The 13,631-nt window shown below is 60.3% G+C and carries 12 protein-coding genes; 2 read left to right on the top strand and 10 right to left on the bottom strand.

Features of this window, described 5'->3' with window-relative positions:
* Window positions 1-212: 212 nt before the first annotated feature.
* The 3 genes from RYC17_RS00735 to RYC17_RS00745 form a co-directional block, all read right to left on the bottom strand.
* A complete protein-coding gene (locus RYC17_RS00735) occupies window positions 213-1,160 on the bottom strand; it encodes a transporter (RefSeq protein ID WP_044323274.1) in 948 nt (315 codons plus the stop codon).
* Window positions 1,161-1,245: 85 nt separating this feature from the next.
* Entirely contained in the window at window positions 1,246-2,013 is a 768-nt protein-coding gene (locus tag RYC17_RS00740) for a coniferyl-alcohol dehydrogenase (protein WP_122280994.1), read from the bottom strand.
* Between the two features lie 86 nt (window positions 2,014-2,099).
* Entirely contained in the window at window positions 2,100-3,581 is a 1,482-nt protein-coding gene (locus RYC17_RS00745) for a benzaldehyde dehydrogenase (protein ID WP_058402860.1), read from the bottom strand.
* Window positions 3,582-3,860: 279 nt separating this feature from the next.
* Here RYC17_RS00745 and RYC17_RS00750 point away from each other — a divergent pair, with 279 nt between their 5' ends.
* Window positions 3,861-5,633 carry a sigma 54-interacting transcriptional regulator gene (locus RYC17_RS00750; RefSeq protein WP_316902184.1) on the top strand — a complete coding sequence of 591 codons (1,773 nt, stop codon included), beginning with the start codon at window positions 3,861-3,863 and terminating at the stop codon, window positions 5,631-5,633.
* Here RYC17_RS00750 and treS read toward each other — a convergent pair.
* From treS to RYC17_RS00770, 4 genes are all read right to left on the bottom strand, one after another.
* Entirely contained in the window at window positions 5,630-7,693 is a 2,064-nt protein-coding gene (gene treS / locus RYC17_RS00755) for a maltose alpha-D-glucosyltransferase (RefSeq protein ID WP_122259962.1), read from the bottom strand. The genes RYC17_RS00750 and treS overlap by 4 nt on opposite strands.
* Before the next feature lie 158 nt (window positions 7,694-7,851).
* Window positions 7,852-8,421 carry a LysR substrate-binding domain-containing protein gene (locus RYC17_RS00760; protein ID WP_230018864.1) on the bottom strand — a complete coding sequence of 190 codons (570 nt, stop codon included), beginning with the start codon at window positions 8,419-8,421 and terminating at the stop codon, window positions 7,852-7,854.
* Window positions 8,422-8,456: 35 nt separating this feature from the next.
* Window positions 8,457-8,717, bottom strand: a complete 261-nt coding sequence (locus RYC17_RS00765; RefSeq protein ID WP_002553444.1) for a LysR family transcriptional regulator — start codon at window positions 8,715-8,717, stop codon at window positions 8,457-8,459.
* 229 nt (window positions 8,718-8,946) lie between these two features.
* A complete protein-coding gene (locus RYC17_RS00770) occupies window positions 8,947-9,552 on the bottom strand; it encodes a DJ-1/PfpI family protein (protein WP_005734627.1) in 606 nt (201 codons plus the stop codon).
* Window positions 9,553-9,694: 142 nt separating this feature from the next.
* Here RYC17_RS00770 and ftrA point away from each other — a divergent pair, with 142 nt between their 5' ends.
* Complete coding sequence (ftrA, locus tag RYC17_RS00775; RefSeq protein ID WP_002553443.1) at window positions 9,695-10,648, top strand: transcriptional regulator FtrA; 954 nt, start codon at window positions 9,695-9,697, stop codon at window positions 10,646-10,648.
* Here ftrA and RYC17_RS00780 read toward each other — a convergent pair.
* The 3 genes from RYC17_RS00780 to RYC17_RS00790 are packed head-to-tail and all read right to left on the bottom strand — an operon-like array spanning window position 10,608 to window position 13,628.
* Window positions 10,608-11,801 carry a serine hydrolase domain-containing protein gene (locus RYC17_RS00780; protein ID WP_316902187.1) on the bottom strand — a complete coding sequence of 398 codons (1,194 nt, stop codon included), beginning with the start codon at window positions 11,799-11,801 and terminating at the stop codon, window positions 10,608-10,610. The genes ftrA and RYC17_RS00780 overlap by 41 nt on opposite strands.
* A 3-nt stretch (window positions 11,802-11,804) precedes the next feature.
* Window positions 11,805-12,959 carry an iron-containing alcohol dehydrogenase gene (locus RYC17_RS00785; protein ID WP_316902189.1) on the bottom strand — a complete coding sequence of 385 codons (1,155 nt, stop codon included), beginning with the start codon at window positions 12,957-12,959 and terminating at the stop codon, window positions 11,805-11,807.
* 24 nt (window positions 12,960-12,983) lie between these two features.
* Window positions 12,984-13,628: a LysE family transporter gene (locus RYC17_RS00790; protein ID WP_054987408.1), complete on the bottom strand. Its 645-nt coding sequence runs from the start codon at window positions 13,626-13,628 to the stop codon at window positions 12,984-12,986.
* Between the last annotated feature and the right edge of the window lie 3 nt (window positions 13,629-13,631).

Consider the following 13,631-nt stretch of genomic DNA (forward strand, 5'->3'; position numbering starts at 1 on the left):
CAATCCGGCCCGAGATACAGGCAGCACCAAAGCCTGAGACTGCTTCGCCCTTGATACCGCGCAAGGCTGCAGATTTGTGACGCGGAGCGTCACCCAATGCATGCCAACGCGGAGCATTGGCACGATAGTCATCTGGATAACGCCGAGCACTCTGCGTAGCGCCAGGAACTGCACACTACGCATTGGCCGATAGCTATAAGACGAGTAATGCCTTACAACTTGTGCAGAAAATTCAGCACCAGCTTGTTGCCTTCGGTGCGGTTTTCCGCGCCCTGTTCGAAGTAGCTGTTGACCGTCAGGACGTTCTCCTTGCTGAAGGCATACAGGAAGCCGGGGCCGATGGCCCAGACTTTTTCCTTGCGGCCACTGACATCATGGCCATCCACCTGGGTGTCCGTGAACTGCTTGAGCCAGTAGCCATTGAGACCCAGCGAGAGCTGTTCGGTCACTGCGTATTGCACGGTCAGGTTGGCATGCAGCGCCTGACCTGCCTGAGTGTCGGAGACATTGCCGAACCCGGCTTGCGGGTCGTCGTTCTTGCCGTTCCACAAGTACATGAAACGTCCGCTGGCCGACCATTTTGGGGAAAACCAGTAAGTCGCGGCGTAGTACGGGTTGAACGACCAGAAGTTGCTGCCAGGGTTGATCGAGCGATTGCGATTGTAGGCACCAACCGGGATCGCAATGTCCGCCTCGATACGCTGGGTCAACAGCGGGCTGCCGTCAGCACGAGTGATCGTCGGTAATTGCAGAAACGGGCCGATGATCACATCACCAAACCCTGCGCGCGAACTCAGCACGGTGTTATCCAGACCATCGTCCACGTCGGCATGCGCCAGCGACGTGTTGATTGCGGTAATACCCGGCATCGCGCCATTGGCCAAAGGCTGGCCGACGTAAATCAGCTGCGTGGTCACGGCCAGTACATCCACATCCTGCTTGGGAAGTTGCAGTTTGTCGCCATTCACGTCATTGAAGCGATCGGCCCTGGCGTAGTTAAGGTACTCCTCCAGATACCAGCCTGGCCCTGCCGGAGCTGGCGATCCGTCGTAGAAGCTGGTGTTGCCCAGATTAAGGCCGGGCAAGTCATAGGCATGGACGGTTGATGAAAGGCCGATGATTGATACGGTCGCAACGGTACGCAAGATAGACTTGGGCATCTTGTGATTCCTGTACTTATTGTTGTTGTTTTTCAATATCCCCGACGCCACGAGCGTGTCGTCGGGGTTGCACCGCTTGCAGCCATTACACGTAAGAAGCTGCCAGCCCTCCGTCTACCGGCAAGTTGACACCGTTGATCCAGCGCGATGCGTCGGAACACAAAAACGCAATCACCTCGGCCACCTCGTCGGCCAGCGCAGGACGCTTCATGTGCAAGCCGTCACGGGTAACCCGTTCCTGGCCGACCATGCTGACAAAATCCCCCAGAATAGGTGTGAACACCGGGCCCGGCGCGACGCAGTTGACACGCACCGACTGCTCGCGAAACCACTCTTGCGACTGCTGAAAGCTCCAGACAATCAGCGCCTCCTTGAAGTACTGGTAACAGGTCTCTTGAGCGACCGGATTGGCTGCCAGCCACGCCTGCCCTTCGCTATAGCTTTCAGTGGCGGCCAGCGCCTTGTGCAGTTCCAGCCGTTTAGCCCATTGGTCACCGAGTATCGACGATACGTTGACGATACTGCCGCCCGGGGCCATGCGCGGCAGCAGACACTGGGTCAGATGGCGCAGCCCCAGGTAATTGACTCGGGCAACCGCCTGAACCGGCGCAGTGCCAGGCACGCCGGCGATGTTGCACAAGGCGTCGATCTGCCTGGGCAAGCGCTCGACCAGCGCATTGATACTGTCAGGATCAGCCAGGTCCGCCTGGAAGAATCCGTCCACGGTCAGTTGCGGTTCATGGCGATCGATGCCAATCACTCTGGCACCTTGAAAGCGCGCCACCCTCGCCAGCTCAGCGCCAATTCCGGAGGACACACCCGTAACGATCAGTGTTTTATTATTCAGGTTCATAGTCACGCGCTCTTATTGTTGTTGGATCACGTTTTGTCGCTGCATCACATCGCTACTTGCAATAAAGCATAGAAGCCCGGGCACACTCAGAATGGATAGGTCGGCGCCTGATTCTTTACCGTCACCCACTGCCACTGGCTGTACTCCTCCCAGTCTGAAGGGCTGCCTGCGCTGCAGCCGTTGCCCGACGCTCCGCGCCCGCCGAACGAGTTGATGCACTCATCGGCCACGGTCTGGTCATTGATGTGCAGCATGCCGCACCGCAGTCGGTCGCCAATCGCCGTGGCGCGGCCCACATTCGGGGAAATAACGGCAGCGGCCAGACCATATTCAGAGCGATTGGCCAGTTCAATGGCTTCCTCATCGGTGGAAAAGCTGACCACAACGGCCACCGGGCCGAAAATCTCCTCCTCGAAGGCACGCATACCGGGCTTCACGCCGCTGAGCACTGTAGGGCGATAGAACAGGCCCTCATATTCGCCGCCGGTTTCCAGCTGCGCACCGGCTTGCAGGCTGTCGCTGACCACCTGGTGGACGTGCTGCAACTGGCGTTTATTGATCAGCGGCCCCAACGCAGCTTCCCCGCGTGCCGCATTACCGACCGTCAACGCCCGCGCCTTGTCTGCCAGCTTGCGGGTAAGATCGGCGACAATCGATTCGTGAACCAGAATCAGGCCGGTGGCCATGCAGATCTGCCCCTGATGGAGCCAGGCTCCGAACGCTGCATTGCTGGCAGCCAGATCAAGGTCGGCGTCTTCGAGAATGACCAGCGGGTTTTTGCCTCCCAATTCCAGCGACACTTTCTTCAGGTTGCGCCCGGCAGTCTCGGCAACCTTGCGTCCGGCCGCAGTTGAACCGGTAAACGTGATCATCTGTACGTTGGTGTCGCGGCACAGCGCTTCACCTGCATCCGCCGCCCCCGGCAACACATGCAACAGCCCTTTGGGCAGCCCGGCTTCCTCGAACAGCCTGGCGATCAGGAAACCGCCACTGATCGGCGTCTGCGGGTCAGGCTTGAGCACCACGGCATTGCCAGCCGCAAGCGCCGGAGCGACCGAGCGCATGGACAGCACCAATGGAAAATTGAACGGCGAAATCACCCCCACCACACCGTGCGCAACGCGCCGTGCGTAAGACAGGCGACCGGCGGCGCTGGGCAGCATCAGACCGTGACCATGAGCCTGCGAAAGCATGCCCGCGGCCTGGCGCAGCAACACAATGGCCTCATTCACTTCGTGCTGGCCCTTATGCAGACTGCCGCCGCTCTCGCGGGCCACATACAAAGCCAGTTCATCGAACGCGCAGACCGCGTGATCAGCGGCCAGCAAAAATATTTCAGCCTTTTCACGAGGCCCCAGCGCCGCCCAGGCAGGCTGTGCAAGCGCAGCTTCCCGACAGGCAACGGCGATATCCGCCGCGTCAGCCATGGCAGTGTTCATCAACAGCTCGCCGGTCGCAGGCTCGATGACAGGCAATAACGGGGATGAGGAAGGAATCCAGTCGCCATTGAATACACATTCGGCTTCAATCGCGCGGTGCAACAGGGGGGTGCCATCAGACGCTGACATATTCAGACTCCGGCTTTTATGGTTGTAATCGCCTGCTCCACTCCAATGGACAGCACGCGCCGTAAACAGGCCTGAGCAAAGCCTGTGCCGGGATTGCTATCAGGTTGTCATATAGTCGCTAAACCGCTCTGGGACAAGGCTTTTCGGCAACCTCATTAACTGAGCAAACATCAAGGACCGGAAATCCTACGCGGCCGAGCTTGTTCATTTGATGAAGTTATGTTTATTAATCGAGTCATGATTTGATCATTTAGACCAATGCCGGGCCGAGGTACAAGAATGAGAATTCCTCACTGCGAGCTTCCCGACCACAGCGTCTCCACTGAGCACTTCCTGCCTCGCGGCGACAGTAGTCAGCCAGACGCCAGTGGCTCGCCCACCGCCGAGGAATTGACCGGTTGCCTGTTCTTCTCGCCTGACGATGGGCGCATCTGGCTCAACGATCAGCGCATGTTGCTGCTGCACACCTCATCGTTCGGCACCTTGCGCCGCGAGATCATCGAGCGTCTGGGGCAGGAGCAGGCACGCGGAATGTTCACCCGCGCCGGTTATCTGTCTGGCGCGCGCGACGCCCGGCTGATTCGCGAACGCTGGCCACTGGCTGATGCCACATCGGCGTTTCGTGCCGGTACGCACTTGCACACGCTGGAAGGCATGACCAAGGTCGAGCCGTTGCACTTCAAGTTCGACGCCGAGTCCGGGTTCTACGAAGGGGAGTTTCTCTGGCACCACTCCTGCGAAGCCGACGAGCATGTCGCGGCGTACGGCATCGGGCAGGATCCGGTGTGCTGGACCGAAATCGGCTACGCCATCGGTTTTGTCAGCGGCCTGTTCGGGCAAATGGTGGTCTTCCGCGAAGTGGAGTGCCGCGGCATGGGCCACGCGACCTGCCGGGTCGTTGGCAAGACCGCAGAACAATGGGGCGACGTCGAACGCGACCTGGGCTACCTGAGCGTGGTCAAACCACCTGCCCCTGAACAAACTCCTCCGCTGGCAAAAGCGAACCATGACGCAAGCCCACCCACCGGCACCGAGCAGCCGCTGATTGGTGCCAGCGCCGCATTCAATGCCGCCACCCAGGCACTGCAGCGTGTGGCAATGACCCCGGCAACTGTATTGATCAGCGGTGAATCCGGCGTCGGCAAGGAAATGTTCGCCCGCCAGTTGCACCAGCTCAGCCGCAACCGCGAAGGCCCGTTCGTGGCGCTCAACTGCGCAGCCATTCCCGATAACCTGATCGAAGCCGAGCTGTTCGGTGTCGAGCGTGGGGCATACACCGGGGCGACGCACTCAAGGCCCGGGCGTTTCGAGCGCGCCAACGGCGGTACGCTGTTTCTGGACGAAATCACCTCGCTGAGCCTGGCCGGGCAAAGCAAACTGCTGCGTGCCCTGCAGGAGCGGGAGATCGAACGCGTCGGGGGCGGCCACGGCATCAAGGTCAATGTTCGGGTGGTGGCGGCGACCAACGTCGACTTGCGCAAGGCGGTGGCCGATGGCGAGTTCCGCGCGGACCTGTTCTATCGCCTGAATGTCTACCCGATCACCCTGCCCCCGTTGCGCGAACGCCGCGATGACATTCCATTGCTGATCAACGCCTTTCTCAAACGATTCTGTCAGGAGTACGGCAGGACGCCGGCCGGATTGACCATGCGAGCGTTGAAGACGCTGTTGCGTTATGACTTCGCCGGGAATGTGCGCGAACTGCAGAACCTGATCGAGCGCGGGCTGATTGCCAGCGACGAGGGCCAGGCCATTGATCTGGTGCATATCTTCCGCAACGAGTCGTTACCGGAAGACTCCTACTCGTTGAACCCCGAGGGCGCGTTGCGGCAGACCTCTGTTTCAGAAACCCGGCAGGCCTCGACTGCCAGACTGCTGGACACTCTGGGGCAGTCCGGCCAGGCATTCTCCATCGACGATCTCGAACAGCGCCTGATCCACGAAGCGCTGAACGAGAGCGAAGGCAACCTGGCGGCCGCCTCGCGTTTACTGGGCCTGAGTCGCGCCCAGTTTGCCTATCGTCTGAAGAAACAGCAGCCAGGGGGCGCCTAGATCGGCAAGGTGCTCACCACACGCAGGGCAAGCCCTTCGTAGGCATCCAGCGTGATGGTGAACTCGCCCTGATCGGTCAGATCGCCCTCGACCCGCTCGTTGATGATATCGACCACCGGACCCGGCGCGATGCCAGGCAGGTGCAGCGTTTCGACAATAGTCTCTGAGCTGAAGTTGAGCGCGGTGATCTGCGTGCCCTTGCCGGCAGGCAACTCGTGCACCATGACCAACAGCCCTGGATGCTCGACGTCGGGAATCAGAATCTGGCGGCTTGCTGCAATGTCGTAGGCGCGGCGCACAGCAAGAATTTTCTTGAGCTGCGAGGCAAACGAATCAGGTCGCTGGAGCTGACTGACCAGGCTGCCATACAGCGTCTTCGGACGCGGCATGTCACCAGCAGAAAATTCAGCTTCCGGGTCCAGATCCACCAGATCGTAGGCACCCCGATGAATCCAGCGAGTATCACCGTCCTGCATCAGGTGGTCGACCTGCTCGGCCGGCAGCGTCAAGGCGCCGACCAGGTCCCAGCCCGACAAGGCAAACACGCCCGGCTGCATGGCGTTGTACATCACCAGCAGCAGGTGGATGTGCTGGATCTGCTGAATGTCTGCATCGCTGATCGTGCTGAGATCACGAATGCCCAGCGCCGCGGTGATGATGCTGGCCGTCGTGCAGGAGACACCATTGGTGACGAACTTGAGGTTGTACGGCGCGTGTTCACCGGACAACTTCTCGTACATCTCTTCACGGATGTGCTCGCGCAGGATATTGCCCGGGAACGTCTGCCCCTGGTAATGGAAGGTGTCGTGGGCGTGCAGCGTCCAGAAATGCACCAGCTCCAGAGTCAGCTCATCGTGGTTCTGCAAGGCATGGATCAGCGATGCCGGATCGATGCCGTACGCATGCACCTGACGCAGCATCAAGCGCAGGAACTCGGTGGTGCCGGTCAACAGTGCATGCTGATAGGCCGGTCGTGTGATGAAGTCGTAGGACAGGTCAGCGCCGCCCTGCCCCATGGACGCGATGTCATCGATGGTCAGGTTCAGTTCCTGGAAGCTGAAACCGCCCGCCTTGCGGATCGCACCGGCGAGTAGCTGGTTGCCGGTGATCGACAGCGGATGGCTTTCCGACCAGGCAGTGCCTTCGGCGCGACGCTCCACGCCAAGGAAGCCGTTGGCGTCCAGACGCAGTACCCGCGCGCCCATTACATCAATGGCATGCAGTGCATCACCAATGATCATCTGTTGCGCGGCAAAACTTGGGTCCAGCCAGTTCAATGAAGGCTGACCGTCCTTGAAATAATGCAGGTAGACCCAGCGGCGGGCCTTGCCATCGACGCCATGCACCACGTCGGTGGCGCTCCAGTCGGTTTCCTTGACGCCGGGCTCGAAGAAGATCACCCGTTGCAACTGGCCGACGATGTAATGCTTGTCGCGTAACTGATCGACCACATCGGGCATCAGATTGACGGCGTCGCGCCCGGTCGGCACTTCAGGCAACAGCGGCCAGTCTTCCTCACGGATCTCGACCATGTGAAACAGGCCAGGGTAATCCTCGTACGCCAGCTCGGCAAGACGGAAGTCTGCGCCCTTACCCGTGTGCGACGGGATGATGTCATCGATGATCACAGCGTTGTGCGCTGCGGCGATGCGCGTCAGGCTCAACAGTTGTGCCTCGGTGCCCAGATCCGGGTCGATGCCGAAACTGATGCGGTCGAAGTTGCCATCGATACTCGGGGTCCGCTCGCGGCCTTTCAACCCGCCGGACAGCTTCAGCGGGCCGTTGTGAATGCCTTGAATGCCGATCTCCGACAGCGCGTGCCAGAGGGTTTCATCACCCAGCGCTTCCAGCACCGAGCCGCCTTCGCGAGTGACGATAGAAGCCGGATAGGCGGTGAACCAGACTGACGCAATAGCGGATGCATCTCTGGGACGTGCAAGGGCGAAAGGACGCTGCCAGAGCCTGCCCTGCCCCGAATAGGTCTTGGCGCGCTGTCTTGCGGCATTAAGCATCGATTGCTCGACCAGCCAGTCCACGTACTGCTTGTCCGGTATCGTCATAGCGTCCAGTCTTCCTCTCGAATCGGCGACCTGAGACGCTCCGCAAGCGGAGCGTCCTGAATGTATTGCTTACGGATATGAGCCCACCGGGCCCGATTCGTTGCATTCATGTCGCGGTCTGACGCTCGCCGACCGTGCTATGACGAAGTTTTGCGGCATCAATAAGGTTGAGGGATGGCAACAGGAGGCTTTTTCAGTGCCTGAATCACCGCATTGGCGGCATTGGAAAGCAGCGAGGCCGGCCGCGCCACCACACTGATGTGCCGCATCACGGTCAGCGGCAGCGGGATCGACTCCAGCTCACGGAAGCGCCCGTTCAGCAACGCCCTGGGCAGAATCGAAATGCAATGGCGCTTGGCGACCAGATCCAGAAGTGTGTCCAGACAGGTCAGTTCGCCGCGTTGACTGAGCCGCACCTGCGCCGATGCCAGTTGCTGGTGCAAACGCTCGACCCCGGGATGCCGCCAGGCCACGTAACGTGACACCTGCGAAAGCTCGGCGAAGCTTTGCGGCGTTGCCTGTTTGCTGCGCGCCGCCACCAGCACGTAATGGTCCGACCAGCAATGATGCTCGAGATAATGCTCATTCAGGACAGTACCGGGCAGGATGAGGATGTCGGCTACTTCCTTTATCAACGCGTCCAGCGAGGGGTGTTGTTCGGAGCGGTGCAGCACGTTCAAGTGAATATCGGGGTAGTGATGGGCGAGAAAGTCCAGCGAGGCGCTCAGGCTGGTCTCGAGGATATGCGAGTGGTAATGAATGGTTACGCTGCCGCTGACCCCATTTTTTTTAGTTGTTCGAGTGTGGCCATGATGTTTCCGAGGGTCTGGTTGATGACCTTGCCTTCAGGGGTGAGGGTGCAGCCCGTACGGCTGCGAATGAACAGGCGTTTTTCAAAAAAATCTTCGACTTCCTTGATGGCATAGCTGATGTTCGACTGGCTGCAGCCCAGAATGGCTGCGGCCTCCGAGAACGAACCGTGCTGGGCAACGGTTTGAACGACTTTGAAGAAATGGGTTTTCATGTGTCCTGCACTCTGGTTTTGCAAAGGTGGGTGCGGCCCTGCCGCTGAGCCGAAGGCTCGGGAATACAGGAAACCCCCGCTGAAACACCGAACTGGCCGGGATATCGGCCGTTCGAATAAATGTCTCAAGCGGGGGTAAAGCGAACGCTGGCTATCAGGTTGAAGGCGTGGCTATGCACATTTCGGGTGCACGGCGTCTTCAGGGGTATCCGCAGGGGAACTGAGTGGCTCAGTCGTTCTCGGTCCAGTCGAAATCCATTTGCAGCGCCGTGCGTTCGGCCAATTCACGACTGTGCAGGCGCTCTACCAGGTGAAGGCTCATGTCGATACCGGCGGAGATACCTGCCGATGTCACAAATGAGCCCTCGTCGACCCAGCGCAGGGTGCTGAGCACGTCTACCGAAGGGAACATTTCCTTGAGGTCGTCAATGTCTTCCCAGTGCGTGGTTACTTGCTTGCCTGCCAGCTTGCCGGTCCTGGCCAGCAGAAAGGCACCGGTGCACACGGCAGCCACTACGCGACCGGGTTCCGACTGATCGCTGATCCAGTGGATCACGTCGGGTTTTTCCAGTTCGGCGGTCACGACCCCGCCCGGGACGATCAGGCAGTCGATGGCCGGATGGTCGTTGATCGAAAAGTCCGGATCGACCTTGAGCCCGGCGCGGGCACGCACTGGTGCGGTGCTGCGCCCGATGGTGAACACATTGAACAACTGCCGGTCATCGCGGCTGTTGCGAGCGTGCATGCGTGTTGCGGTGGTGAACACTTCGTAGGGGCCAGCGAAGTCGAGAACCTCGACGTCGTCATAAACGTAGATACCGATATTGAGTGGCACGAGTTGGCTCCAGGGCCTGCATGGCAGACCACTTGCATCATATTAAGGTTTAAGCAGTTTCAAGCGGTGACAGGGTGCAGATTACCCAGTAGCATCACGCCAAACTACTGGCTGAAATGCCAATATCCGGTAACATCGCGCCATGAAAAATCATCTCGTTGTCGCACTCATCTACAACCAGTTGTGCACCTTCGAATTTGGCTGCACGGTCGAAGTATTTGCGCTGAAAAGACCTGAACTGGGGGTCAACTGGTACGAATTCGCGACCTTCCCGGTCGACGATGGGCCGATCACCGCCGCCGGGGGCATTACCATCGTGCCAACGCCTGGCGAAGTGCTGCTGGAGAATGCCGATACAATCATCGTGCCAGGCTGGCGCGGAGTGGAGTCCGCAGTTCCGCAGCGGCTCATCGAACAGCTCCAGGCTGCTCATGCACGCGGCGCGCGGATCTGCTCGATCTGTACAGGCGCTTTCGTTCTGGCCGCGGCCGGTTTGCTCGACGGGCACAAGGTCACCACCCACTGGCGCTACACCGACCTGCTGGCAACCATGTATCCGGGCCTGACCATTCAACCCAACGAACTGTATGTGGACCAAGGCACTATCGTGACAGCTGCGGGCTCGGCCGCGGGGCTGGACATGATGCTGCACCTGGTGCGCAACGATCACGGCTCGCGCGTTGCCAACATGGTGGCGCAGCGCATGGTCATCCCGCCTCATCGCGAAGGCGGGCAATCGCAATATGCGTCCCGGCAACTGGTGTCGGCCAGCGACGGGCCGATTTCCAACCTGATGGACTGGATCCGCAGCGATCTGCAGCGCCCTCACACCATCAAGGAAATGGCCTCAAGGGCGGCGCTCAGTACCCGCACCTTGCACCGCAGCTTTATGGAAAGTACCGGCCTTACGCCTTACGACTGGCTGCTCGGCGAGCGCATTGCCTACGCCAAGGAATTGCTGGAGTCCTCGAAGCTGCGTCTCAACGAAGTGGTGGACCGCGCCGGTTTCGGCTCCGAAGAGTCTTTTCGCCGACACTTCCGCAATCTGGTGGGCATCAGCCCGAGCAGCTATCGCAAGCAGTTTGCCCGGGCGTGACCTCGGGCCTCGCGTAGACCGCATCGACAAGCGTATCGGCAAACTCACCCCACGCGCCCGCAACAGCCGTGTTGGTCAGGACGACCATGCTGAGCGCAGAAACCGGATCAACCCAGTAATGACTGCCATACAAGCCGCACCACGACCAGGTCCCGACACCCTGTTGCTGCCCCCGCACCGCAGCGGGATCGGCAAGGATCATCGGCCCCAGGCCGAACTTCCAGCCAGGCCCCCGACTGGCAATGGTTATGCTTCCAATCGCGTTATTCAGCAAGCGCTCGGTACTGACGGCGCTCAATAACGGCGCGCCCCCCAGACGCAGGCATTCGAGCAGCCGGAGATAGTCATCAGCCGTGCCCAGCATGCCTGCCCCGCCAGATTCATATGCACCTGCGTCAAAAGCCCGAGCCGATGACAGCCGCGCCTGTCCGCTGTCGAGCAACAACACATCGTTTTCGCCGATACGTTGCGGGCCGTTGACACTGTCCTTGTAGGCGCTGGCCAGCGTTCGTTGCTGGTCGTGCCTGAAGGAAGTCGCATCCATGCGCAAAGGCAGGGTAACCCACTTGGCAACAGCCTCTGACAACGGCATGCCGGTGGCCTGTTCAATCACAGCGCCCAGCACATCTATGCCCAACGAGTATCCCCAGGCGCTACCCGGCTCAAACAGCAGTGGCAGACGCGCCAACCGGGTCAGGTTTTCCTTTAGATCGAACGGCACACAGTCCAGCCCGTCCGACACCCCTGCCCGCTCATAGGCATTACCGGACGTTTGTTCGAAACCGTAGCTCAAGCCGCAAGTGTGCGACAGCAAATGCTGCAGCGTGATGACAGGTTCACGGCCGCAGGCCAGACGTGGACGAAAGGCAGGCAGCCAGTCCGTTACCGAGGCTTGCAGGTCCAATATGCCTAGCTCGCAGAGCCGCAACACCACCACCGAGGTCAACAGTTTGGTCAGTGATGCCAGACGAAAGCGCGTGCTGCGAGTGACCGGAATCTGCTGCTCGCGATCTGCCCAGCCGAGTGCGCTGGCGTAAACCAGGCGCCCCTGCCCGGCCAGCAACAGCACCCCGCCAACGATCCGGCGCTGATCGATGAAGCGTTGCCAGACACCGCTGACACGCTGCACGGCGGGCTCATTCAGGGCAATCATCGCTCACAGGCCCTTCACTGCGCGGCTGAAGATCTGCGCATACGCCTCGGCCGAATGACGAATCGGGTTGGTGTGCGAGCAGCCATCGGCAAATGCCATGCGTCCGACACGCTCGGCGTCGCGATCATCGATACCTATCTCGCCCAGCGTATGTGCAATGCCAATCTGCTCGCGTAGCGCCAGTAACCAGTCCATTACCCCGGTAAAACCGGGCATGGGCAAACGCAGGTAAACCGCCAGATCATCCATTTGCTTCAGCAGCGCCGAGCGATTGGCCTCCAGCACATAGGGCAGCAGAATCGCATTCAGCAAACCATGATGCTGGTCGTAGAGCGCCCCAAGGCTCTGAGCAATTGCGTGTACGCCGCCCAGACCGCGCTGAAACGCGGCGGCACCCAGGCTGGAAGCCACCAGCATTTGCTGCCGCGCCTCCAGGTCCTGACCGTCAGCAACAACCCGAGGCAAATATTCCTTGATCATCTGCATGCCCTTGACCGACACCGCTTCGGCCATCGGGTGCCAGGCCGGTGAACACCAGGATTCCATGCAGTGAGTCAAGGCGTCCGCACCCGTCGCGGCAGTCAGGTGCGTTGGCAGGTTCAGGGTCAGCGTGGCATCCAGAATCGCGATGCGCGGCATCATGCGAATGTGCAGGATGGTGCGTTTGACCTGGGCCTGCTCATCGGTAATCACCGACGCACGCCCCACTTCAGAGCCGGTGCCGGCCGTCGTCGGCAGCGCGATCACCGGCGCAATGCCGTCTGGATCGGCGCGCAGGTGGTTCTGACCGATGTCTTCGAAATCCCACAACGGGCGGGTCTGGCCGGACATCAGCGCCACCGCTTTGGCAGCGTCCAGCGCCGAGCCGCCGCCAAACGCGATGACGCCGTCGTAATCCCCGGCTCTGTAGGCTTGCAGCCCCTCGGCGACGTTGGTCCCGGTCGGGTTGCCCTTGACCCGGTCAAACAGGCCGCAATGGCCTAATTGGCGGCGGCAATCCTGCACGGCGCTGGCGATCATGTCGGTGCTGCCGAGAAAGCTGTCGGTAATCAGTAACGGCCGTTTTATGCCGGTCTTCCGGCAGGCGTCGGCCAGTTCATTAACGCGTCCAGCGCCTGCACGGATTGAAGTCGGGTAGTGCCAGTCGTTGCTGTGCATGTACGTAGTCCCTTGCAGGTTATTTCAGTAAATGAAGTTGGCGGGCAGCAAACCGATCAGCAGGCGCAGACCGAAAGCGATCATGAAAAGACCGGTAACGATATCGATGGCCTTTTTCATCCGCTGATAGCGCGCCTGCACGGCCGGGATCGAAAACAACGTAGCCAGCAGCACGAACCAGGAAATCGCCAGCACCGCGATGATCGATACCCCCGCAGTGCGCACCCACATCGGCATGCCCGGCGTGGTCACGGTGGTGAACACGCTGGTGTAGAACGCCAGCGCCTTGGGATTGGTCAGGTTGGTCAGCAGGCCGAACCGATAGGCGCGGCTCAGACTGCCGATGCCCAGCGCACCGATGTCCCTCGGCTTGGGCTGGCTGCCAGCACTGCGCAGGCTCTTGGTGCCGAGCCAGGTCAGGTAAGCACCGCCCAGCAATTGCAACGCCGGTTGAAGCCACGGCAACTGCTGAAACACCAGCCCTAACCCGGTGGCTGCCAGCAGGGCCCAGAGAATGCTGCCCGAGGCGACCCCCAGCCCGGCACAGATGCCCTGCTGCCGTGACTGGCTGAACGAGAGCTGGGTGATCACCAGGAAGTTCGGCCCGGGACTGATGATCAGCACGATGAACGCTCCCGCCAGCGCGGTTAGTAAAGTGACTTCATACATATC

Source organism: Pseudomonas syringae group sp. J248-6, from assembly GCF_032586995.1.
GTDB classification, from domain to species: domain Bacteria; phylum Pseudomonadota; class Gammaproteobacteria; order Pseudomonadales; family Pseudomonadaceae; genus Aquipseudomonas; species Aquipseudomonas amygdali.